This is a genomic window from uncultured Bradyrhizobium sp. (genome assembly GCF_947648125.1).
Lineage (GTDB): Bacteria > Pseudomonadota > Alphaproteobacteria > Rhizobiales > Xanthobacteraceae > Bradyrhizobium.
This window is the reverse complement of record NZ_CANSMR010000047.1, coordinates 13,555-34,627: the sequence shown is the minus strand read 5'-3', so window position 1 is coordinate 34,627 and position 21,073 is coordinate 13,555. Positions and strand designations below refer to the sequence as shown.

General features: G+C 65.0%; 23 protein-coding genes. 8 read left to right on the top strand and 15 right to left on the bottom strand.

The window, feature by feature from the left end; genetic code table 11:
- The coding region (locus Q0030_RS38810; RefSeq protein ID WP_298379895.1) for an FAD-dependent oxidoreductase at positions 1 to 250 on the bottom strand (250 nt) is incomplete at its 3' end.
- A gap of 132 nt (positions 251 to 382) precedes the next feature.
- Between Q0030_RS38810 and pcsA the strand changes: the two genes are divergently transcribed.
- The 3 genes from pcsA to Q0030_RS38795 all read left to right on the top strand — a co-directional run bounded on the left by pcsA (position 383) and on the right by Q0030_RS38795 (position 2,967).
- A complete protein-coding gene (gene pcsA / locus Q0030_RS38805; RefSeq protein ID WP_298379892.1) occupies positions 383 to 1,111 on the top strand; it encodes a phosphatidylcholine synthase in 729 nt (242 codons plus the stop codon).
- A complete protein-coding gene (locus Q0030_RS38800) occupies positions 1,108 to 1,833 on the top strand; it encodes a TerC family protein (RefSeq protein ID WP_298379889.1) in 726 nt (241 codons plus the stop codon). Before pcsA ends, Q0030_RS38800 begins: the two co-directional genes overlap by 4 nt.
- Before the next feature lie 159 nt (positions 1,834 to 1,992).
- Positions 1,993 to 2,967: a quinone oxidoreductase gene (locus Q0030_RS38795; RefSeq protein WP_298379886.1), complete on the top strand. Its 975-nt coding sequence runs from the start codon at positions 1,993 to 1,995 to the stop codon at positions 2,965 to 2,967.
- Positions 2,968 to 3,106: 139 nt separating this feature from the next.
- Here the strand turns inward: Q0030_RS38795 and Q0030_RS38790 are convergent, their stop codons facing one another.
- Entirely contained in the window at positions 3,107 to 4,303 is a 1,197-nt protein-coding gene (locus Q0030_RS38790) for an acetylornithine transaminase (RefSeq protein WP_298379883.1), read from the bottom strand.
- A 291-nt stretch (positions 4,304 to 4,594) separates the two neighbouring features.
- Positions 4,595 to 5,920 carry a 30S ribosomal protein S12 methylthiotransferase RimO gene (rimO, locus tag Q0030_RS38785; RefSeq protein ID WP_298379880.1) on the bottom strand — a complete coding sequence of 442 codons (1,326 nt, stop codon included), beginning with the start codon at positions 5,918 to 5,920 and terminating at the stop codon, positions 4,595 to 4,597.
- A 118-nt stretch (positions 5,921 to 6,038) separates the two neighbouring features.
- Here rimO and Q0030_RS38780 point away from each other — a divergent pair, with 118 nt between their 5' ends.
- The 3 genes from Q0030_RS38780 (at position 6,039) to Q0030_RS38770 (ending at position 8,203) form a co-directional block, all read left to right on the top strand.
- The gene (locus tag Q0030_RS38780; protein ID WP_028332037.1) at positions 6,039 to 6,629 is read left to right on the top strand and encodes an ANTAR domain-containing protein; all 591 of its coding nucleotides are present in this window, start codon (positions 6,039 to 6,041) and stop codon (positions 6,627 to 6,629) included.
- Positions 6,626 to 7,783, top strand: coding sequence for a CmpA/NrtA family ABC transporter substrate-binding protein (locus Q0030_RS38775; protein WP_298379875.1), 1,158 nt, complete (start codon positions 6,626 to 6,628; stop codon positions 7,781 to 7,783). The genes Q0030_RS38780 and Q0030_RS38775 overlap by 4 nt, the downstream gene beginning before the upstream one ends.
- Positions 7,784 to 8,050: 267 nt before the next feature.
- Positions 8,051 to 8,203, top strand: coding sequence for a hypothetical protein (locus tag Q0030_RS38770; RefSeq protein WP_171947587.1), 153 nt, complete (start codon positions 8,051 to 8,053; stop codon positions 8,201 to 8,203).
- Between the two features lie 74 nt (positions 8,204 to 8,277).
- On the opposite strand, the gene Q0030_RS38765 is transcribed toward Q0030_RS38770, so the two are convergent.
- From Q0030_RS38765 to pxpB, 4 genes are all read right to left on the bottom strand, one after another.
- Positions 8,278 to 8,700 carry a hypothetical protein gene (locus tag Q0030_RS38765; protein ID WP_298379869.1) on the bottom strand — a complete coding sequence of 141 codons (423 nt, stop codon included), beginning with the start codon at positions 8,698 to 8,700 and terminating at the stop codon, positions 8,278 to 8,280.
- A gap of 152 nt (positions 8,701 to 8,852) precedes the next feature.
- Complete coding sequence (locus tag Q0030_RS38760) at positions 8,853 to 9,626, bottom strand: 5-oxoprolinase subunit PxpA (RefSeq protein WP_298379867.1); 774 nt, start codon at positions 9,624 to 9,626, stop codon at positions 8,853 to 8,855.
- 28 nt (positions 9,627 to 9,654) lie between these two features.
- A complete protein-coding gene (locus Q0030_RS38755; protein WP_298379865.1) occupies positions 9,655 to 10,689 on the bottom strand; it encodes a biotin-dependent carboxyltransferase family protein in 1,035 nt (344 codons plus the stop codon).
- Complete coding sequence (pxpB, locus tag Q0030_RS38750) at positions 10,686 to 11,417, bottom strand: 5-oxoprolinase subunit PxpB (RefSeq protein ID WP_298379863.1); 732 nt, start codon at positions 11,415 to 11,417, stop codon at positions 10,686 to 10,688. The genes Q0030_RS38755 and pxpB overlap by 4 nt, the downstream gene beginning before the upstream one ends.
- Before the next feature lie 213 nt (positions 11,418 to 11,630).
- Between pxpB and Q0030_RS38745 the strand changes: the two genes are divergently transcribed.
- On the top strand, positions 11,631 to 12,329 hold the full coding sequence (locus tag Q0030_RS38745) for a ribonuclease activity regulator RraA (RefSeq protein WP_298379861.1): 699 nt from the start codon (positions 11,631 to 11,633) through the stop codon (positions 12,327 to 12,329).
- A 23-nt stretch (positions 12,330 to 12,352) separates the two neighbouring features.
- Positions 12,353 to 12,757 (top strand): cupin domain-containing protein, encoded by a 405-nt coding sequence (locus tag Q0030_RS38740; protein WP_298379857.1) that lies wholly within the window; start codon positions 12,353 to 12,355, stop codon positions 12,755 to 12,757.
- 162 nt (positions 12,758 to 12,919) lie between these two features.
- Here the strand turns inward: Q0030_RS38740 and Q0030_RS38735 are convergent, their stop codons facing one another.
- From Q0030_RS38735 to Q0030_RS38700, 8 genes are all read right to left on the bottom strand, one after another.
- The gene (locus Q0030_RS38735) at positions 12,920 to 13,720 is read right to left on the bottom strand and encodes a DUF2147 domain-containing protein (RefSeq protein WP_298379854.1); all 801 of its coding nucleotides are present in this window, start codon (positions 13,718 to 13,720) and stop codon (positions 12,920 to 12,922) included.
- A 186-nt stretch (positions 13,721 to 13,906) separates the two neighbouring features.
- Positions 13,907 to 14,680: a transporter substrate-binding domain-containing protein gene (locus Q0030_RS38730; protein WP_298379851.1), complete on the bottom strand. Its 774-nt coding sequence runs from the start codon at positions 14,678 to 14,680 to the stop codon at positions 13,907 to 13,909.
- 49 nt (positions 14,681 to 14,729) lie between these two features.
- Positions 14,730 to 15,389 carry a hypothetical protein gene (locus Q0030_RS38725; protein WP_298379848.1) on the bottom strand — a complete coding sequence of 220 codons (660 nt, stop codon included), beginning with the start codon at positions 15,387 to 15,389 and terminating at the stop codon, positions 14,730 to 14,732.
- 91 nt (positions 15,390 to 15,480) lie between these two features.
- Positions 15,481 to 16,908 carry an amidase gene (locus Q0030_RS38720; RefSeq protein ID WP_298379845.1) on the bottom strand — a complete coding sequence of 476 codons (1,428 nt, stop codon included), beginning with the start codon at positions 16,906 to 16,908 and terminating at the stop codon, positions 15,481 to 15,483.
- Between the two features lie 69 nt (positions 16,909 to 16,977).
- The gene (locus Q0030_RS38715) at positions 16,978 to 17,967 is read right to left on the bottom strand and encodes a hydroxyacid dehydrogenase (RefSeq protein ID WP_298379843.1); all 990 of its coding nucleotides are present in this window, start codon (positions 17,965 to 17,967) and stop codon (positions 16,978 to 16,980) included.
- 29 nt (positions 17,968 to 17,996) lie between these two features.
- Positions 17,997 to 19,097: a sn-glycerol-3-phosphate ABC transporter ATP-binding protein UgpC gene (gene ugpC / locus Q0030_RS38710; RefSeq protein ID WP_298379839.1), complete on the bottom strand. Its 1,101-nt coding sequence runs from the start codon at positions 19,095 to 19,097 to the stop codon at positions 17,997 to 17,999.
- Positions 19,098 to 19,117: 20 nt separating this feature from the next.
- Entirely contained in the window at positions 19,118 to 20,029 is a 912-nt protein-coding gene (locus tag Q0030_RS38705; protein ID WP_298379837.1) for a carbohydrate ABC transporter permease, read from the bottom strand.
- The gene (locus Q0030_RS38700; protein WP_298379834.1) at positions 20,029 to 20,967 is read right to left on the bottom strand and encodes a sugar ABC transporter permease; all 939 of its coding nucleotides are present in this window, start codon (positions 20,965 to 20,967) and stop codon (positions 20,029 to 20,031) included. Before Q0030_RS38700 ends, Q0030_RS38705 begins: the two co-directional genes overlap by 1 nt.
- Positions 20,968 to 21,073: the final 106 nt, after the last annotated feature.

Here is a 21,073-nt window from a genome sequence, read left to right as displayed (position 1 = left end):
CGGTGTCGTCGACGAGGCGCATGGTCTTGAGCGCCGCGGCTCTTTCGCTGCAGCGCCGCCAGACGTCGAGCCGCTCCAGGATCTCGGTCGAGGCGCCGAGCAGCGCGGTGGTGCGGTTGTCGGCATAGGGCGCGCGGCGCGCCAGGAGGGCGGCGCGCGCGCCGGCGTCGGCGAGGGCAATCGCAGCCGTCAATCCGGCCGGACCACCGCCTATTACGATAACGTCATAATCCTGCGAGCTGTCGGTCATATCAGGACATTTGACATGCCTGGCCCGATTTTCAAGCCATCGGTAACCACCAAGAGTTTCCAACGCTTTGCGCGGCGGAACGCCGCAAGACTGCATATGCAAAAGGGGCCGATTCCTGATAGCACTCGGCCAATGGAGCACTCGAGCCAGCCGGATGCGTTGCCAGAACGGATGCGGACCGCCGCATTCTCCGTTCATATTTTCACGGCGCTCGGCGCCGGGGTCGCGCTGCTGGCGATGCTGGAGGCGGTGCGCGAGCACTGGGCCAACATGTTCGCCTGGCTCGGGGTCGCGCTGATCATCGACGGGATCGACGGCCCGCTGGCGCGCCGGCTCGACGTGGTACGGCTGCAGCCGAACTGGTCGGGCGAGGTGCTCGACCTGGTGGTCGATTTCGTCACTTATGTGTTCGTGCCGGCCTATGCGATCACCGCGAGCGGCATGCTGCTGCCGCTCGCCGCGCCGGTGCTCGGCATCGGCATCGTGGTCTCGAGTGCGCTGTATTTCGCCGACCGCCGCATGAAGGCCGACGACAACCATTTCCGCGGCTTCCCGGCGCTGTGGAATGCGGCGGCGTTCTATCTGTTCCTGCTGCATTTGCCGCCGGTGCTGTCGACGATCGTGGTCGCGCTGCTGATCGTGCTGACCTTTGCGCCGTTCCATGTGCTGCACCCGTTCCGTGTGGTGCGACTGCGCTGGCTCACGCTGTGGCTGCTCGGCGCCTGGGCGCTGCTCGGCATGTACACGCTCGCCAACGATTTCGTGGTCGGAGCCCCGATCACCTTCGGCCTCTGCGCGATCGCCGTCTACATCGTCGGCAGCGATACCTTGATCCGCCGGATGAAAGCCTTCAGAGCATGATGCAACTGATCACCAGCCCGGAAGCCTGGGCGGCGCTGCTGACCCTGACTGCGCTCGAGATCGTGCTCGGCATCGACAACGTCATCTTCCTGTCGGTGCTCGTCGCGCGGATTCCGCAACCGCAGGCCAACCGCGCGCGGCAAATCGGCCTGCTGCTGGCGCTGGTGTTCCGCATCATCCTGCTCAGCGTCCTGGTCTGGCTGATCGGGCTGACGCAGCCGGTGATCACCATCGAGAGTGTCGCGCTGTCGTGGCGCGACATCATCCTGATCGGCGGCGGCCTGTTCCTGATCGCGAAGGCAACCCACGAGATCCATGGCGAGGTCGAGGCGCGCGATGCGGAGGCCGACGACAAGCCGACCGCCAGCGCGTTCTTCTGGGTGATCGTGCAGATCATCATCATCGATCTGGTGTTCTCGCTGGATTCGATCATCACCGCGATCGGGATGGCGCAGGACCTCGAGATCATGATCGCGGCGGTCGTGATCGCGTGCATCATCATGTACGTCTCGTCGGGACCGGTGGCGCGGTTCGTCGCGGAGCATCCGACCACCAAGATGCTGGCGCTGGCATTCCTGGTGCTGATCGGCGTGGCGCTGGTGGCCGACGGCTTCAAATTCCACATCCCGCGCGGCTACATCTATTTCGCCATCGCATTCTCGGCCGCGGTCGAGATGTTCAACGTGCTGGCCCGGCGCAACCGCATGAAGCCGGCGCGCTAATGGGCATGATCTCCGCGCAAACGCTAGGCGTTTGTCGCGAGGGAAAACCGCTTCGCACTTTTCCGGATCATGCTGTAGCCCCGGTTCCGGCCGCTTGGTTGACAAGCCGGCGCCGATGGCATTCGCTCGTTTGACGCTGAGATCTGAGGGAGCGACGACATGACCAAGGCTGTGCGGGTGCACAAGGTGGGGGGCCCGGAGGTCCTGACCTATGAGGATGTCGAGGTGGGGGCGCCGGGGAACGGCGAGGTCCGCATCCGCCAGCATGCGGTCGGGCTGAACTTCATCGACGTCTATTTCCGCACCGGCCTCTATAAGGCGCCCGGCCTGCCGTTCATCGCCGGCAACGAGGCCGCGGGCGAGGTCCTGGCCGTCGGCCCCGGCGTGACCAATTTCCACCCCGGCGATCGGGTGGCCTACTACTACAACCTCGGCGGTTACGCCTCGGAGCGCGTCATCCCGGCGGACAAACTTGTGAAACTGCCTGACCACATCACGTACGAGCAGGGCGCCGTGCTGATGCTCAAGGGCCTCACGGTTTGGTATCTCCTGCACAAGACCTTCAAGGTCGAGCAGGGCCATCGGGTGCTGATCCATGCCGCGGCGGGCGGCATCGGGCTGCTGGCCTGCCAGTGGGCCCACGCGCTCGGCGCGCATGTCATCGGCACCGTCGGCTCGAAGGCGAAGGCCGATATCGCGCTCGCCAATGGCTGCGACCACGTCATCCTCTACAACGAGGAGAACTTCGTCGAACGCGTCAAGCAGATCAGCCGCGGCGAGCTCTGCGACGTCGTCTATGACGGCGTCGGCAAGACGACCTTCCCGGGATCGCTGTCGTGCCTGCGGCCACGCGGCCTGTTCGTCTCGTTCGGCAACGCCTCGGGTCCGGTGCCGCCGTTCCCGCTCGCCGAGCTCAACAACCACGGCTCGCTGTTCGCGACGCGGCCGAAGCTCAACGACTATGTCGGCACCCGCAAGGAGCTGCTCGAAGGCGCCGACACGCTGTTCGCGGCTGTGATCAACGGCAAGCTGCACGTGCCGATCAACCACGCCTATGCGCTCAAGGACGTCGCCAAGGCGCATATCGATCTGGAGAGCCGGGCGACCACGGGCGCTGCGATTCTGCGGCCGTAGTTTCCGCCGTCATTGCCAGCCACCCGGTCGGCGCAAAGCGCCGCCGGATGACAGGCTCCGCGAAGCAATCCACCTCTCCACCCGGGGACGGGTGGATTGCTTCGTCGCTTCGCTCCTCGCAATGACGGACGTGGGAGCGTTACGCCACACGTCTGGCCGCACCGACCTTCGTCAGCACCCCATCCAGACAATCGATCATCGCGGAAATCTCCTCCCGCGTGACGTCGAGCGCAGGCATGAAGCGCAGCGTGTCGGGCTGCGGCGAGTTGACCAGCACGCCGGCCGCGAACGCCTCGGCGACGACGGCCGCACCGATCGGCATCTTGAGATCGAGCGCGAGCAGGAGGCCGCGGCCTCTGATCTCGCCGAGCCCGTGCCGCGCCGACAGCCGCTGCAATTCGCGCTCGAGCAGCAGACCGGCATCGACCACCGATTTCAGGAAATCGGGCTGGCCGATCTTGTCGAGCACGACGAGCCCCGCGGCGCACATCAGAGGGTTGCCGTTGAAGGTGCCGCCCTGATCGCCGTGATCGAAGCACGAGGCATGCTCGGTCGCGAGCAGCGCCGCGAGCGGCACGCCGCCGCCGATGCCCTTGCCGAGCGTCATGATGTCGGGCGCAATTCCGGCGTGCTCATAGCCGAACAGCTTTCCGGTCCGGCCCATGCCGGTCTGGATCTCGTCGACGATCAAGAGCAGGCCACGCTGCTGGGTCAGCGCCCGCAGCTCTTGCAGGAACGCGTCGGTCGCCGGCCACACGCCGGCTTCACCCTGGATCGGCTCCAGCATGACGGCGACCGTCGACGACGTGATCAGCTGCCGCACCGACTCGATGTCGTTCAGCCGCGCTTTCCGGAAACCCGAGACCTTCGGTTCGAACAGCGGCTCGAACGCCTTCTTGCCCGAGGCCGACATGGTCGCGAGCGTCCGACCGTGGAAGCCGCCTTCGAAGGTGATGATCTCATGCGCGCCGTTCTTGTACTTGGCGCCATATTTGCGCGCGAGCTTGATCGCGCCCTCATTGGCCTCGGCGCCGGAATTGGCGAAGAACACCTGATCGAAGCAGCTCTTATCGACCAGCAGCTTGGCCAGCTTCAGGCTCTGCTCGTTGTAGAACGCCGGGCTCGGCGTCAGCAGCCGTCTGGCCTGCGCAGCCAGCGCGTCGGCCACGATGACCGGCGAGTGGCCGAGCGGATTCACGGCCCAGCCCTGCACGAAATCGAGATAGCGGTTGCGGTTGGCGTCCCACAAATACGAGCCTGCGCCGCGCACGAACACGACCTCGGGACGAGCGGTGATGTCCATCAGCGCATCGAACGGATGGGTAGCGTTGGTCATGTCGTTCTCCTCTGGAGTCGGTGTGGGGATTAAGGGCAGGCCGAAAAGCAAGAAGGCCGCGCTTTGGGGGCGCGGCCTTCTCGAAAACCTTGGCTGATTCTAGCTAATCAGCGATGGCGTCGGACACGGCGTAGCCCAGCATCGTCGCGGGTGCGACGACGGCAGATGGCGCGACGGTGGGTCCGGTTCAGCTTCATGGCGCAGGGCCATACAGCCGACAGGCCGATGGTGTCAAGCGGGAGGTGATCGGATCCCGCGCTCGCCGCGGCGCGGACTGCGTGTGAGGCGCGTTCAGAATCCGGCGACGCTGCCGTGCAGGTCGTATTGGTCGGCGCGCTCGATCTTCGCGGTGACGATCTCGCCGACCTTGAGCGGGCGGCGGCTGGTGAGATAGACGGCGCCGTCGATCTCGGGCGCGTCGGCCTTTGATCGGCCCTTGGCGACCGTCGGGCCGACCTCGTCGATGATCACCTGTTGCCGGGTGCCGACCTTGCGCTTGAGGCGCCTTGCCGAAATCTTCTGCTGCCGCGCCATCAGCGCATTCCAGCGCTCCTGCTTGACCTCGTCGGGCACCGCATTTCCGATCGCGTTCGACGCGGCGCCGGCGACCGGCTCGTATTTGAAGCAGCCGAGGCGATCGATCCCGGCTTCATCGAGCCAGTCGAGCAGATAGGCGAAATCGGCATCGGTCTCGCCGGGGAAGCCGACGATGAAGGTCGAGCGCAGCGTCAACTCCGGGCACTGCTCGCGCCACTTCTGGATCCGTCCCAGCGTCTTCTCCTGGGCGGCCGGGCGCTTCATCGCGCGCAGCACGTCGGGGCTCGCATGCTGGAATGGGATGTCGAGATAAGGCAGCACCTTGCCCTCGGTCATCAGCCCGATGACCTCGTCGACATGCGGGTAGGGGTAGACATATTGCAGCCGCACCCAGGCGCCGAGCTCGCCGAGCTCCTTGGCGAGATCGAAGAATTTTGCGCGCACGCTGCGATCCTGCCACGGGCTCTCGGCGTATTTCAGGTCGACGCCATAGGCTGAGGTGTCCTGCGAGATCACGAGCAATTCCTTGACGCCGGCCTTCACCAGCTTCTCGGCCTCGCGCAGCACGTCATTGGCCGGCCGCGACACCAGATCGCCGCGCAGCTTCGGGATGATGCAGAAGCTGCAGCGGTTGTTGCAGCCTTCGGAAATCTTCAGATAGGCGTAGTGGCGCGGCGTCAGCTTGACGCCCTGCGGCGGCACCAGATCGACATGCGGGTTGTGCGCCGGCGGCAGCGCGCGGTGCACGGCGTCCAGCACGCTCTCATATTGCTGCGGTCCCGTGATCGACAGCACGCCGGGATAGGCGCTCTCGATCTGCTCCGGCTCGGCGCCCATGCAGCCGGTGACGATGACCTTGCCGTTCTCGGCCATGGCCTCGCCGATCGCCGCGAGCGATTCCTGCTTGGCGCTGTCGAGGAAGCCGCAGGTGTTGACGATGACGATGTCGGCGCCGTCATGCTTGCGCGCGAGCTCATAGCCCTCCGCGCGCAGCCGGGTGATGATGCGCTCGGAATCGACCAGCGCCTTGGGGCACCCCAAGGACACAAAGCTCACTTTCGGCGTAGCGGCCTCTTGCATATCTCTGAATCTGCCCGATTGATGGGCAGGAGCTAGTCCCAATTGCCGAGAATTACAACCCTTTCCGCACCGCCCCGGCGTGATATGGATGGTTGTTGCCGGGCTTTAAGAGTGGTCGATGAGCGCTGAATCGTCTCCCAAGATCGTCATTGTCGACGAGAGCCCGATCCGTGCGGCCATCCTGGAGGAGGGGCTGCGGGAGGCCGGCTATACGGACGTGGTCCACATCAGCGAGATGCAGAGCCTGCTGTCGCGGATCTATGCGCTCGATCCCGAGATCATCGTCATCGACCTCGAGAACCCCAGCCGCGACGTGCTGGAACAAATGTTCCAGGTCAGCCGTGCGGTCCGCCGCCCGATCGCGATGTTCGTCGACCAGAGCGACGCCGCCTCGATCCAGGCCTCGGTGGAGGCGGGCGTCTCCGCCTACATCGTCGATGGCCTCAAGAAGGAGCGGATGAAGCCGATCCTCGATCTCTGCGTATCCCGCTTCAATGCCTTCGCCAAACTGCAGGATGAGCTCGACCGTACCAAGCATGCGCTGGAGGAGCGCAAGGTGATCGACCGGGCCAAGGGCATCCTGATGAAGGTGAAGGGGCTGACCGAGGAAGAGGCCTACGTGCTGATGCGCTCGACCGCGATGCGCGAGAAGAAGAAGATCGGGGAGATCGCGCAATCGATCCTGACGGCGTCGGAGCTCTTGAAATGACCACACCCCTGCACATCGGATTCATTCCGCTGGTGGACGCTGCCGCCCTGATCGTCGCAGTCGACAAGGGGTTTGCCGCGGCCGAGGGCCTCGACGTCACGCTGGTACGGGAAGTGTCGTGGTCGAACGTCCGCGACAAGCTCAACATCGGCCTGTTCGACGCCGCGCATCTGCTGGCGCCGGTGGCCATCGCCTCGAGCCTTGGGCTCGGTCACGTCAAGGTGCCGATCGCAGCGCCCTTCAATCTCGGGCTCAACGGCAACGCCATCACCGTATCGCCGGCGCTGCACGCCGCGCTGCTGGAGGAACTCGACGGCGACCGCTTCGATCCGATGGCGACCGCACGGGCGCTCGCGCGCGTGGTTGCAAAACGGCGGAAGAGCGGGGCTGAGCCGCTGACCTTCGGCATGACCTTTCCGTTCTCGACCCACAATTATCAATTGCGGTTCTGGATGGCTGCCGGCGGCGTCGATCCTGACGAGGACGTCCAGCTCGTGGTGCTGCCGCCGCCCTACATGGTGGACAGTCTTGCCAACGGGCATGTCGACGCGTTCTGCGTCGGCGCGCCCTGGAATTCGATCGCAGTCGATCTCGGCGTCGGCCACATCCTGCACTTCGTCTCCGACATCCTGCTCAGCGCGGTGGAGAAGGTGCTGGCGGTGCGCCAGAGCTGGTCGGAGAAGCATGCCGACGTCGTGGCCGCGCTGATGCGCGCGCATCTGCGCGCCGCGGAGTTCATCGAGCAGCCGGAAAACCGGCCCGAGGTCGCGCGCATGCTGGCGCAGCCCGAGCGGCTCGGCGTCGACGCCAGCGTCATCCAGCGCACACTCGATGGCCGGCTGAAGATCCTGCCCGACGGCACCATGCGCGAAAGCAATCGGTATTTGCTGGTCGGGCGCGAGGCGGCCGCGCGGCCGGACCCGGGGCAGGCGGCCTGGCTCTACGCGCAGATGGTTCGCTGGGGCCAGACACCTTACCGGCCGGAGGCGCTGAAGGCGGCCATGGCGGTGTTCAGGCCGGACCTCCACGACGCCGCAGCCGGGCGCCCGGCTGACACATCGAACGCCATCGGCGCGTTCGCTGGTCCGCCGTTCGATCCGAACGACATTCCCGGCCATCTGGCGGCCTTCAAGATCGGGCGCTGGAAGCCCTGAGCGCAACGCAGCGGCCGCGCCTCAGCCATCGACCTCCGGCTACTTTGCATGGGGTTGTTTTCGAGATTTTCGGTTATTGAAGGACCGGCGCGGGTTCCCGACGCCTCGAATTGCAACGAATAAGATTCTCGGGCCAGCGCGCGAGAAAGAATATTCCTCTCGGAACCCTGTTCCCGAAGGCGGCGGCATCGCTATTTCTGGCGCCCGCTTGAATCCGCGCGCGAACGATATTCCATATGCCCGAGAATGGGGCGTTGGAGATCGACCATGCGCGAGCTATCGGCGGAAGCCCGCCTGCACTTTTACGCGCGACACATTTCAAGGAAGTCAGGGACAGGCATTCACACTGCGGCGCTCTACAGCGCCTTCGCGGTGATCGCGGCCATCGTGTTCGGCACGCTGTCCGTCCACCCGTTCTGAGCTACTCAGCGAATTGAAAAGCCGCCGTCTGATGACCTCGGGCGGCGGCTTTGTGTTGGCTGGATGCTGACGGCTCAGTAGCCGTAGCCGTGACCATATCCATAGCCGTAGCCATATCCACCGCCGCAGGTGTTGCAGGTCGGCTGGACCGGCGCGTAGTAGGAATAGCCCGGCGAGACCATCTGCGTGCGCTCTTGGGTGGCGTATTGCGGCGCGATGCGCTCATAGGCGACGCCTTCGGGCGCGACCATCACGGTCTTCGGCACCATCACGGTACGATACTGCGCCGGCGTGCGATGCGCGATGACGCGGCCCGGCGACACCATCACGGTCTCCTGCACGGTGCGATACTGCGGCGGCACGGTCTGCACCTGATAGCAAGTCGTGCAGGGCTGGGGCGGCGGCGTATAGCAGCTGTAGCAGCCGGCGGAGGCCGCGCTGGTGAAGGCGGCCGTGGCCACCGCAGCAATTGCGAGGGAGAGGCTGGTGCGGAACATGCTTTCGTACCCAATTTTCCTGAGAGGACAATCAAAGGCTCGGAAGCTGCACCTAGCAATCAAAACGGCAAGTTTGGGTTTAAGAAGATTCTTAACGGAATCTAAAAGGGCCGGCGCGGCAGCCGGCCCTTGCTGCTCCATGTGTTCACTGCTCAGTGCCCGGTCTTGAACGGCGCGACCGTGATGCCGGCCTTGCTCAGCGCCTCGCGCAGACCACGCGCGATCTCGACGGCGCCATGGGTGTCACCATGGATGCAGACGGTATCGGTCTGCATCTTGATCACCTTGCCGGTGACCGAGACGACCGCGCCATCCTGCACCATCCGCACCACGCGCTCGGCGATCGCCTTAGGATCGTGCAGCACCGCGCCGGGCTTCTTGCGCGACACCAGATTGCCGTCGTCCTCATAGGCGCGGTCGGCAAACACTTCATGCGCCATCCGCAGATTGGCGGCTTCGCCGGCGCGCACCAGCTTGGAGTTGGCGAGCACCACGAAGATGAGATTGCGGTCGACCGCCTTGATCGCATTGGCGATCGCGCGTGCGGTCATGTCGTCCTCGCAGGCGACGTTGGATATCGCGCCGTGTGCCTTCACATGGGTGACCTTGTGGCCGGCCGCGGTTGCGATCGCCTGCAGGGCGCCGATCTGATAGGCGATCAGGTTCTCGATCTCGGAGGATGTCAGCCCCGGCATCGGGCGGCGGCCAAAACCATGCAGGTCGCGATACCCAGGGTGGGCGCCGACGCTGACGCCGCGCGCCTTTGCGAGCTCGACAGTCTTGCGCATGATGTCGGCGTCGCCGGCATGGAAGCCGCAGGCGACGTTGACCGAGGTCGCAAGCTCGATCATCGCGGCATCATTACCCATTTCCCAGGGGCCGAAACTTTCGCCGAGATCGCAATTGAGGTCGATGGTTGAAGTCATGACGATCGATCCGTTGTTCGTATCTGATTCAGGGTAGCGCAACTTGCCAGGTCGTCACATCGATGGCGCTGATGGCCTGACCCGCGACATTCGCATCCCGCAGCGCCTCGATGTTGAGGCCAAAATCGTCGATGCCGCGGAGGCGATCGGTCAGGGAATGCAGCAGCGCGTGGAACTTGATCGCCTCGGCCTGCGCTTCCGCCATCGTCACGGCCTTGAAGCGGAATGGCCGGCCGGCGGAGATCTGCGCGAAGCGGCCAAGATCGGCCGTGATCACGGTCGCGATCTTTGGATAGCCTCCGCTGGTGCCGCGGTCCGGCATCAGCACGATCGGCTGGCCGTTGCCGGGCACCTGGATGCTGCCGTTGACGGTGCCGTCGGAGACGATGTTGTGCCCGTCGCTGTGCTTGATGACGGCCCCTTCGAGCCGGTAGCCCATGCGGTCGCTGGTGGCCGAGATCTTCCATTCGCTGTCGAGGAACAGCCTCTTGTTGTCCGCGGTGAACTCGTCGTCCTGCGGGCCGAACACGATGCGGATCGGCGCTTCGGTGGCGGCGGGCAATTCGATGCGGCGCTCGGCGGCGCCGCTCGCAGCTTTCGTCTTCAATTCGTCGCCGCTTTGCAGCGGCCGCGGGTAGGGGCTGCCGAGCCCGGCCCGGGCGTTGACGGCGAGGCTGCCGAACATCGGCTCGCCCTCGATGCCGTGCTCGATCGCGAGATAGCTGAACGAGCCGCCGCGCGCAAAACCGAGATTGAGCGTCTCACCTTCGGCGAGCGTTGCCGAACTGTCGAAGGCGACCGGCCGGCCACCGATATCCGCATTGCGCGATGCGCCGGCGAGCCCGATGCGCACGGCACCGCCGCGCGCGGTGAAGGTAGCACCGAACGGGCCGATCTCGACCACGGCGGCAAACGGCTCATTGCCGACCAGCGTATTGGCGGCCGCCAGCGAAAGCCGATCCATCGCGCCGCTCGGCGTCAGACCGTAGCGCTGCGAGCCCGGGCGTCCGCCGTCCTGTACCGAGCTGGCCGGGCCGATCGAGGTGACGACGAGCTTGCTCATGGCGTCACCAGTTCTGCGACGAACGCGCCGGCCTCGGCGGCGCGGTCCTGCTCGGCAAAGGTCTTGGCATCCACTGCCGTGAAGGTGACGGCATCGCCCGGCTCCAGCAGGAAGGTCGGATCGCGATGCAATTGGTAGGTTCGCACCGGGGTGCGGCCAAGCAGGTGCCAGCCGCTCGGGCCGGCGAGGCACTGTACGCCGGTCTGGATGCCGCCGATCGAGATGGTGCCGGCGGGGGTCACGAGCCGCGGCTCCTTGCGCCTGGACATATGCAGGAACTTGTCGAGCCCGCTGAGATAGGACCAGCCGGGCGTGAAGCCGATCATGGCGACGCGATAGTCACCGGCGGCGTGGCGCGCGACAATTTCATCTGGCGTGGTCTGGAGTGCCTTCGCCACATCCTCGAGATCGATGCCGTGCTCGCCGCCATAGGTGATCGGGATCCGCCAGCGCCGCGTTCCGCTTTCGGTCGGCGGTGCCTTGGCGGCGCGCGCAAGCAGTTGCTCGCCGAGCGCATCGAAGGTGATTTGCACGGGATCGTAATGCACCAGCAGCGAGCGGTAGGTCGGCACGGTCTCGGTGATGCCGGCGATCGGCTCGGCGGCAATTACGCGGTCGAGCGCGAGCACCCGCCGGTTGGCGGTGTCATCGATGGTGCGGCTGAATTCCACCGTGATGGCGCTGTCGCCACTCGGCAAAAGGCGGGGAGGAGTTAAGGGTTCGGCCATCGGCTCAAGCAGATTGGGTCGGCCATCAAGCTAGCGTGTTTCGATTCAAAACGGAATTCGCTTCGTGCAAAATGATGCAGCAACTTCAATAAATTAATCGGCATGCCGGCGATAAATTTGGATGATCGCAGGTTTTTCGAGGAGCCCTTGACGCAGGGCCTTCGCCCGGCAACATGCGCCGGTCTTTTCCTCCCATCGGAGCAAGCTTTCCAGATGTCACTGTCCGCCGAAGCGATCGCGACGCTGTCGCACGTGTCCACCGCCACCATCACCACGGTCCTGCTCAAGAAGGGCCTGCGCAACATCTGGATGCGCGGCACCAAGCCCTTGAAGCCCGGGCAGAAGCGGTTGGTCGGACCGGCCTTCACGCTGCGCTTCGTGCCGGCCCGCGAGGACCTGGCGACGCCGGAATCCTGGTCGTCGCCGATCTCGACCCGCACTGCGATCGAGGCGATGCCGACGGGCTGCATTGCCGTGGTCGATGCGATGGGCATCACCGATGCCGGCATTTTCGGCGACATCCTCTGCGCCCGCATGGTCAAGCGCGGGGTAACGGCGCTAATCACCGATGGCGTGGTGCGCGACGTCGAGGGCGTGCTCGGCACCGGCCTGCCGGTGTGGTGCGACGGCTACGCCGCGCCGCCGTCGGTCGCGGGCCTGACCTTCGTCGGCTGGGGCGAACCGATCGGCTGCGGCGGCGTTGCCGTATTTCCGAACGACGTGGTGGTGGCCGACCAGGACGGCGCGGTGCTGATCCCGCAGGCCTTCCTCGACCAGGTGCTGGCCGAGGGACCCGAGCAGGAACGGATGGAAGCCTGGATCGTCAACGAGGTGAACAATGGCGCCCAGTTGCCGGGCCTGTATCCGATGAACGCCGAGACCAAGGCACGCTACGCCGCATCCAAGAAATAACGTCAAGAGAGGGAGGTAACCCCATGGATATCCACGTTTCCGGCTCGCGGCCGACCCGCCGCGCGCCGAAGGAGCACTTCACCGGCAGCGTGCTGCAGGATCCGATCAACATGGCGCCGGCACCGGCCCGGCTGAACGCCTCGCGCGTGTCGTTCGAGCCAGGCGCGCGCACCGCCTGGCACACCCATCCGCTCGGGCAGACGCTGTACGTGATCTCGGGCATCGGCCGCGTGCAGGCCAAGGGCGGGCCGATCCGGGAAATCCGCCCGGGCGACGTCGTCTGGATCCCGCCGAACGAGAAGCACTGGCACGGCGCCTCGCCGGACAACAGCATGACCCACATCGCCATGCAGGAGGCGCTCGACGGCGTGTTCTCGACCTGGATGGAGCACGTCACCGACGAGGAATATAACGGCAAGCTGGGCTGAGGTGCGGTCGCTGCTGGCCAACGGAAAAGCCCCGCTCGTAAGCGGGGCTTTTTTTGTTCCTTGCGTAGCCCGGATGGAGCGAAGCGCAATCCGGGGCGATCTCTCCTGCGGTGACAATCCCGGATTTCGCTGCGCTCCATCCGGGCTACGATTCCTCGTCGATCAATTCACCCGCGTCCAGGTCTGGCCGCCGCAGAACATGCCGCCGAATGCGCAACCCTGGACGCGCAGCGTGTCGGGGCTCTTCACTGCGATGGTGGAATCGTAGGTGCTGCCGCTGTTGGGATCGAAGATGCGGCCGCTCCATTTGTCCTTGCCCGGCTTCATGTTGATAAGAACCTGCTCGCCGTTGGCGTTCGATTTCTTGTCGACCGAGTAGCCGCAGAGATTGGCGCCGCATTGCTCGATGCGGACCTTGCCTTCCTTCTCTTCGGTCAGCCAGACGCCGAGCGGCGAATTGGCTGCTTGCACGGGGTTCGCTGCCGGCTTGGGTGCAGGCGACACGGCGCCGACCGTCGGCGCTGGGGCTGGCTTTGCCGCCGCCGGCGCGGTGCTTTGCTGCGCAACTGGCGGCGCGGGTGGCGGCGGCGGGGCGGTCGCCTCCGTGGCCGGAGCTGGCGCAACGCTCGCGTTGGCAGGCTCCGTCGTTGTTGCTGTCGGCGTCGGCGCAGCGGCCTGATCAACGGCAGCCGGAGAGGGTGATGCAGCGGCCGCTGGCGGCGTGGCAGGCATAGACGGAGAAGCCGCCGTGGGCTCCTTGGCCGTCTCGTGCTTCTGCTCGGCGTCCTTACGCTTGGCGCGCTTGGTGCTGCGGCCGGTGTTGTCATAGACACCCGGGATCGAAACCGTTCCGCGATCCGGATCGATGCGAATGGTACGGCCGCCGTAATCGAACGTGTATTGCGCCTGCGCTGTCGCCGTGCTCGCCAGCACGAGCGTGGCGATCGCCAGAAGCTTCTTCATCTCGACCTCCAGTGCAGGGAATCCCGTTCGCGAGGCTATTTGGTGGCCGCCTCGCTGAACGTGCCCCAAGTCACGGTCAGAACATGAGTCGTGCCCTCGCGCCCTAGGTTCAAATCACCGGATCTCGATCTGGTTTCAGGCCGTGCGCATTAATTTGCGGCACGCGAGCAGCAAACTTGACGCAGCCTATTCAAACCACGCGGCATAGATCTTCGCGTAGCTGCCGTCTTCGTGCGCGATGTGGAGCCACTGGTCGACGAACGCCTTTAACGCGACGTCGCGCTGCATCCAGTAGGCCTTTTCCGCAAAGTCGAACGGCTTGTCGGGATGCACGGCGCAGAGCACGCCGGGATGCAGCTTCTGCTGATAGCGCGTCTCGGACGCGTCGGTCATCATCAGGTCGGCGTCGCCCTTGGCGATCTCGTCGAAGATCCTGGTGTTGTCGTTGAAGACACGAATGTCGGCGGTCTTCACGTTGGCGCGCGCAAAGCGCTCATTGGTGCCGCCGGGATTGACGATGACGCGGGTGCCGGGCTTGTCGATCTCGGCGATGGTCTCAAACTTGCCCTTGTCTGCGCAGCGCGCGATCGGCGTCTTGCCCTCGCGCATGATCGGCGTCGAGAACAGACCCTTCTTCTGCCGATCGAAGGTGATGGAGACGCCGCCCATCGCGATGTCGAAATTGTCGGCCTCGAAATCCCTGGTCATCTGCGGCCACGATGTCGGCACGAACTCGACCTTGACGCCGAGCGCCTTGCCGAGCGATTGCGCCATGTCGACGTCGAAGCCGCGAAACGCCTTCGTCTCCTTGTCGAGCGCGGTGAGGGGCAGGTAGTCGCCGGTCATGCCGACGCGCAGTGTGCCGCGCTTGACGATCTCATCGAGCCGGGACGGCGCCTGCTGCGCTTGCGCGGCAGAAATGAGCAAAGCGAGAGCGAGGCCGGCCAGCGCGCGAAACATCAAGTTCTCTCCATCCGCTTTTGCGATGCCCGTGAGCACGTATCGCGTTTCAGGCCTCGTGGCGGTCCCTGCTTGCCCGAAGGGCGGCCGCCGTGCGGCTGACGATCTCGTGCTTGAATTGCTCGAAGCGCTGTCGCGCTTCGGCCTCGCGATCGTCGACGAATTTGATCGCGGCGTCCCTGTCCATCGGGCCGTTGACCAGCGGGGTTGCTCCTTCGCCGACGGTTTCGTCGACATAGTATCGGCCGTCGTCCTCACGCACCGTCCAGTGGAAGCGCAGCGCGGCCATCGGACCGGGACCGGACTTTGAATAGCCGTTGGCCTCGATCGGCTGGGGCGGCTGGATCGGCTCCGGCTCCGGCACGCTCGGCTCGGGTTCGCTCAGCTCGGTCTCACTCGGCTCAGATTGTTCGACCAGTAGCTCGGGCTCCTCGATCGGCGGCGGCTCGTCCGTCGTCGGCTCGGCAGGCGCGGTCTCCACAGGCACGGTATTGATGGACACCGTCTCGACGGTAACGACCTCGACGGACGACGGCAGAGGCGGTGGCATCGCTATCGAGACCGGCGGCTCCTCGGCAGGCTCGGATGCCTTGTCGGCGGTCTTGTCGGTCGACTTGTCGTCGGACGATTTGGACTTCTCGGGAGGTGTCGTCGTCTGATCGAGAATGCTCGCGATTGCGGCGAGCGCATTGTCGGTCGGGTCACTCACGGTTCGGTCTCCCAGGCATGACGCCGGCGGAATCGTGCCGACGCCCTTCCTATCTAGCTGATTGGACTGCCCTTTGTCGCGTCCGATCGAGCTAGGCGGCGCAAACCGGCGGACGCCGGTCCTTCCAGGGACGAACCTGTTCGAGCTGGCCGGCCAGGCGAAACAGCAGTCCTTCCTTGCCAAGCTTGGCCGCGAACATCATGCCGAGCGGCAGACCGGCCTTGTTCCAGGCCAGCGGCACCGACATTGCCGGCTGCCCGGACATGTTGAACATCGAGGTGCCCGGCATGTAGCGGCGCAGCACTGGCGCGATGTGGCTCAGGTCCTCGGACATGGTGTTCAGCTCGCCAATGCGAAGCGGCGGCGCGCACAGCGTCGGGCTGAGGAAGATGTCGCAGCCCTCAAAGAAGGTCGCGAGCCCGCGTGAGATCTGGAACGCCGCAAGCTGCGCGGCGACATAGTCGGCGGGGGTCATCTTGACCGAGTTCTGGCCGCTGGCGAGCGTCAGCCGCTCGACATCGTCCGACGTCAGCGTGCGGCCGACGCGCTGTTCGAGCAGGCGGATGGTCAGCGCCGTGTTGCCGCCGACGATTGTCGTCATGACCGCGGCGGGATCGGCGGCAAGCGGCGGTGCGCGCTCCTCGACATGGTGGCCGAGGCCCGCGAGCAGCTTGGCGATGTCGCGGACTGCCGCTGCGATCTCGGGATCGATCGCATCGCCATAGGGCGACTTGTCGGTGAAGCTGATGCGCAAATGGCCGGGGTCGCGGCCGACCTCCTGGGAAAACGGCCGCTCCGGCGGCGGTGCGACATAGAGGCTCGACGGCTCCGGACCATGGATCGCATCCATCATGACGGCGCTGTCGCGGACACTGATGCTCAGCACATGGCCGACAGAGAAGCCGCCCCAGCCTTCGCCACGATCGGGACCGCATGGGTTGCGGGCACGCGTCGGCTTCATGCCGAACACGCCGGAGGCGGAGGCGGGGATCCGGATCGAGCCGCCGCCGTCGCTGGCATGCGCGACGGGCAGGATGCGCGCCGCGACCGCAGCCCCCGCGCCGCCGGACGAGCCGCCGGAGGAATGGTCGAGATTCCAGGGATTGCGGGTCGGGCCGAACAGGCGGGATTCCGTCGTCGGCATCAGGCCGAACTCCGGGCTCGCGCTCTTGCCGAAGATCGCAAGACCCGCATCGAGGAAGCGCTGGGTCAACGTGCTATTGTGATCGGCGACGAAGTCCTTCAGCAGGCTGGCGCCTGACGTGGTGCGGGTGCCCTCGAGCAGGTCGAGATCCTTCAGGAGGAACGGTACGCCGGTGAAGGGGCCGTCAGGCAATCCCTTGGCGATCTGGCGCTCGGCGTAGTCGTAGTGCTTGACGACGACCGCGTTGATCTTTGGATCGAGGGCGGCGGTGCGCGAAATCGCCTCGTCGAGCAGTTCCTTTGCCGTGACGTCCTTCTTGCGGACGAGCTCGGCGAGACCGACCGCATCGTAGTTGCCGAATTCCTTGAAAGCCATGTGCATGCTCCGCATCGCCGGGCCGACCTCGCAGGATCGGCCGCGGCGCAAACGAGGAAGGCTGAAAGCTCAGCCGAGGACGTCCTGATTGATCACGTTCTGGCGCAGCGGATTGCCGTCCAGCACGCTCAGGATATTGCGCGCGGTCTGCTCGCTCATCCGATCGACGGCCTCGACGGTCACACCCGCAACATGCGGTGCCATGATCACATTTGGCAAAGCGTGCAGCGGCTGGCCGACTGGCGGAGGCTCAACCTCGAACACGTCGAGGCCGGCGCCGGCGAGCTTGCCCGACACCAGCGCGTCGTGCAGCGCCTTCTCGTCCACGATGCCGCCGCGGGCGGTGTTGATGAGATAGGCGGTCGGCTTCATCAGCCTGATCCGCGCGGCGTTGAACAGGCCGACCGTTTCGGGCGACTTCGGGCAATGGATCGTGACGAAATCCGCCCGCGGCAGCGCCGCTTCGAGGCTCGGCACCGCCTCAAAGCCGGCCGCGGTGATCTCGCTGGCCGCCTTGTAGGGATCGTAGACCAGCACGTTCATTTCCATCGCGAGGCAGCGCTTGGCGGTGCGGGTGCCGATGCGGCCGAAGCCGACGATCAGGACCGTCTTGCCGTAGAGGTCGAACGGCAGCACGCCGAGCCGGCTCGCCCAGGTGCCTTCCTTGACCATCGCGTGCATTTCCTGCGCGCGCTTGGCCAGCGTCAGCATCATGAACACGGCGTGCTCTGCGACCGACGGCGAGTTCGCGGTGCCTGCGACCATCAGCGGCACCTTGCGGCGGGACAGCGCCGGCACGTCGACCGCGTCATAACCGACGCCGATCCGAGTCACCACCAACATGCCCTTGGAGGCCTCGAGCTCCGCCTCGCCGAACCGGGTAGCGCCCAGCGCCACCCCGTGGACCGGCGCATGCTGCTCCAGCATCACCTGGAAGTCCTTGGCCGAGATCAGGTTGGGAAATTCGACGAGTTCTACATCATCCCGCTCGTTGAGGAGGACCCGTGCCTCCGGAGAAAGAGTCTGGGTGATGAAAATCTTCTTCTTGTTGGTAGCCATTTCCTGCCCTTGAGGTTTCTTGTGCGCCGTCAAAGCACGGCGCCGGTCACCTCGTTTAGCAAATGCATATTGTTAAGGTCCACAGCCAATCGGAGCGGGCTGCCATCCTGCGCGCCGGCATTGGGATTGACCCGGCCGCAGAGCTGGGAGCCCTCGAGCGTGAAGTAGACCAGCGTCTCCATGCCCATCGGCTCGGTGACGTCGAGCATCGCGTCGAACGGCTCGATGCCGGGCTCGGCATGCGGCCGGGCCTCCATGACATGCTCGGGCCGGAGACCCAGCAGCAGCTTGTCGGTGCGGGGGAGGCCCTGGTAGCGGGCGGCGCGCGCCGGCGGCAGCGGGAAGGAGAGGCGATCGGTCAGCCGCACGTTGAGCTTGCCGCCGACGTCCTCGAGGCGGCACGGCACGAAGTTCATCGCGGGCGAGCCGATGAAGCTTGCGACGAACCGGGTCGCCGGCTTGTGATAGAGCTCGTTGGGCGTGCCGATCTGCTCGATCTTGCCGTGGTTCATCACCACCACGCGGTCAGCCAGCGTCATCGCCTCGACCTGGTCGTGGGTGACGTAGACGGTCGTGGTACGGACCTTCTGGTGCACCTTCTTGATCTCGATCCGCATCTGCACGCGCAGCTTGGCGTCAAGATTGGACAGCGGCTCGTCGAACAGGAACACCTTCGGGTTGCGCACGATCGCTCGTCCCATCGCGACGCGCTGCCGCTGGCCGCCGGAGAGCTGCTTCGGCTTGCGGTCGATCAGGTCGGTGATGTCGAGCATGCGGGCGGCTTCCGTCACCCGGGTCTTGATCTCGGCCTTGGGGTAGTGCTTCAGCCGCAGCCCGAACGACATGTTCTCGGCGACGGTCATGTGTGGGTACAGCGCGTAGTTCTGGAACACCATCGCGATGTCGCGGTCCTTCGGCGGCACGTCGTTGACGACGTCGCCGCCAATCATGATATCGCCGTCGGAGATGTCCTCGAGGCCGGCGATCATCCGCAGGGTCGTTGACTTGCCGCAGCCGCTCGGCCCGACCAGCACCACGAACTCATGGTCGGCGATATCGAGGTCGATGCCGCGCACCGCCTCGACCTCGTCGTAACGTTTCACCACCTTGCGCAAACTGACGTCGGCCATGAATCCTACCTTTGTCGCGTTCAACCCTTTGTCGCACCGGCGGTCAGGCCGGCAATGTAGTAGTCCATCAGGAAGGCGTAGATGATCAGCGGCGGCGCGGCGCCGAGCAGGGCGCCGGTCATGATCTGTCCCCAGTTGAAGACGTCCCCCTTGATCAGCGTCGTGATGATGCCGACGGGCAGCACGAGCTGATCGGTCGAGGTGGTGAACACCAGGGGGTAGAGGAATTGGGCCCAGGAGACGGTGAAGGCGAAGATTGTCGCCGCGATCAGGCCGGGCAGGGCGACCGGGATGAAGATCCGGGTCAGGGTCTGGAACCAGCTGGCGCCGTCGATGATCGCGGCCTCGTCGAGCTCCTTCGGGATCGAGGCGAAATAGCCGATCATGATCCAGGTGCAGAACGGCACCGTCAGCGTCGGATAGATGAACAGCAGCACGTACCAGCGGTTGACCAGCTGAATGCCGGTCCAGTCGCCGAACACGGCAAACATCTTGAACAGCGGGATGAACAGCAGGCTGTCCGGGATAAGATAGGTGAGGAACACCCCGGTCGCGAGCGTCGCCGAGCCCCAGAACTTCATCCGCGCCAGCGCAAAGGCCGCCGGCACGCTGATGAGCATCGTGATCGTGACCACGATGATCGAGACCCAGGCCGAATTCCAGAAGAAGCGCAGGAACTGATTGGAGGTCAGCAACTCAACGTAGTTGGAGAGCGTCGGATGATATACCCACCACGGGTTGGTCGCCGCGGAAATCTCCGCGCTGCTCTTCAGCGAAGTGATCAGCATGTAGAACGGCGGAACCAGCGAGAAGATCGCAAACAGCGTCAGGAAGAAGTAGGACCAGCGCAGCGCCCAGGTCCGGTCGCGGCTCATGCTGCCGTATTTGATCTTGCGGGTCGGCCCCGACTTGTCGATCGTCACCGTGCTCATCAGGATTCATTCCCGCGTTTGGTGATGTCGCGCAGGATGAAGATCGCCGCGACCGCGAGGATCGGCACCATGAACAGCGAGACGCTGGCGCCGAGCGGGATATCGCTGCCCTCGATGCCGACGCGGAACGCCCAGGTGGCGAAGATGTGGGTATGGTCGAGCGGCCCGCCCGCGGTCAGGATGCGCACGATGTCGAAATTGGCGAAGGTCACGATCAGCGAGAACAGCGTGGTGATCGCGATGATGTTGCGCATCATCGGCAGGGTCACGTACCAGATGCGCTGCCACCAATTGGCGCCGTCGATAGCGGCCGCTTCATAGAGCTGCTCGGGCACCGATTTTAGCGCCGCCAGATACATGATCATGAAGAACGGCGCGCCGTACCAGACGTTGACCAGGATCACCGAGAAGCGCGCCCACATGGCATCGCCGGTCCACGGGATCGGGCCGATGCCGAAGAAGGAAAGCGTGTAGTTGAAGGCGCTGTAGGACGGGTCGAACAGCCACAGCCAGGCCAGCGTGCTCATCGCCGGCGGGATCACCCATGGCACCAGCAGCATGCCGCGCCACTTGCGCTGCTTGTTGGCGGGGACGTTGTGCACGAAATGCGCGACGATGAAGCCGATCAGCGCCTTGAAGACCACCGCCGAGATCGCAAAGATGCAGGACTGCTTGACCACCAGCCAGAAGGTTTCGCGCTTGAACAGGAACTCAAAATTGCCGAAGCCGACGAACTTCGTCATCGCCTTGTTCAGCGTCGCCAGATGCAGGGAATAGAGGGCTGGATAGATCACCAGCACCGCGATCAGGAGGATCAGCGGCAGCGTCATCAGGAACGCCGACATCGACTTGCGCCGCAGCGCGTTGCGCAGGCCGGCGCGCCTTCGCCCTGCCTGAGCGGCAGCTGTGCGGCTGGATTGGAATGCGACATCAACCATTACACAGGTCCCTCGCGCGGGTCGGTTGCACGGCTCGCCGGTTCGGCGGTTTGGCTACGAAGACGAGACCCCGTTTGGCCAGCACGATCGGCGGCCGCGCGGGGCT

Bases quoted from the DNA above. Each gene is read 5' to 3' on its own strand.
- Q0030_RS38745 (WP_298379861.1), top strand. From the start codon at position 11,631: ATGTCACTGTCCGCCGAAGCGATCGCGACGCTGTCGCACGTGTCCACC.
- Q0030_RS38800 (WP_298379889.1), top strand. From the start codon at position 1,108: ATGATGCAACTGATCACCAGCCCGGAAGCCTGGGCGGCGCTGCTGACC.
- Q0030_RS38755 (WP_298379865.1), bottom strand. From the start codon at position 10,689: ATGAGCAAGCTCGTCGTCACCTCGATCGGCCCGGCCAGCTCGGTACAG.
- Q0030_RS38700 (WP_298379834.1), bottom strand. From the start codon at position 20,967: ATGGTTGATGTCGCATTCCAATCCAGCCGCACAGCTGCCGCTCAGGCA.
- pcsA (WP_298379892.1), top strand. From the start codon at position 383: ATGGAGCACTCGAGCCAGCCGGATGCGTTGCCAGAACGGATGCGGACC.
- Q0030_RS38720 (WP_298379845.1), bottom strand. From the start codon at position 16,908: ATGGCTTTCAAGGAATTCGGCAACTACGATGCGGTCGGTCTCGCCGAG.
- Q0030_RS38730 (WP_298379851.1), bottom strand. From the start codon at position 14,680: ATGTTTCGCGCGCTGGCCGGCCTCGCTCTCGCTTTGCTCATTTCTGCC.
- Q0030_RS38790 (WP_298379883.1), bottom strand. From the start codon at position 4,303: ATGACCAACGCTACCCATCCGTTCGATGCGCTGATGGACATCACCGCT.
- Q0030_RS38765 (WP_298379869.1), bottom strand. From the start codon at position 8,700: ATGTTCCGCACCAGCCTCTCCCTCGCAATTGCTGCGGTGGCCACGGCC.
- pxpB (WP_298379863.1), bottom strand. From the start codon at position 11,417: ATGGCCGAACCCTTAACTCCTCCCCGCCTTTTGCCGAGTGGCGACAGC.
- Q0030_RS38780 (WP_028332037.1), top strand. From the start codon at position 6,039: ATGAGCGCTGAATCGTCTCCCAAGATCGTCATTGTCGACGAGAGCCCG.
- Q0030_RS38715 (WP_298379843.1), bottom strand. From the start codon at position 17,967: ATGGCTACCAACAAGAAGAAGATTTTCATCACCCAGACTCTTTCTCCG.
- Q0030_RS38735 (WP_298379854.1), bottom strand. From the start codon at position 13,720: ATGAAGAAGCTTCTGGCGATCGCCACGCTCGTGCTGGCGAGCACGGCG.
- Q0030_RS38740 (WP_298379857.1), top strand. From the start codon at position 12,353: ATGGATATCCACGTTTCCGGCTCGCGGCCGACCCGCCGCGCGCCGAAG.
- rimO (WP_298379880.1), bottom strand. From the start codon at position 5,920: ATGCAAGAGGCCGCTACGCCGAAAGTGAGCTTTGTGTCCTTGGGGTGC.
- Q0030_RS38760 (WP_298379867.1), bottom strand. From the start codon at position 9,626: ATGACTTCAACCATCGACCTCAATTGCGATCTCGGCGAAAGTTTCGGC.
- Q0030_RS38705 (WP_298379837.1), bottom strand. From the start codon at position 20,029: ATGAGCACGGTGACGATCGACAAGTCGGGGCCGACCCGCAAGATCAAA.
- Q0030_RS38775 (WP_298379875.1), top strand. From the start codon at position 6,626: ATGACCACACCCCTGCACATCGGATTCATTCCGCTGGTGGACGCTGCC.
- Q0030_RS38770 (WP_171947587.1), top strand. From the start codon at position 8,051: ATGCGCGAGCTATCGGCGGAAGCCCGCCTGCACTTTTACGCGCGACAC.
- Q0030_RS38795 (WP_298379886.1), top strand. From the start codon at position 1,993: ATGACCAAGGCTGTGCGGGTGCACAAGGTGGGGGGCCCGGAGGTCCTG.
- ugpC (WP_298379839.1), bottom strand. From the start codon at position 19,097: ATGGCCGACGTCAGTTTGCGCAAGGTGGTGAAACGTTACGACGAGGTC.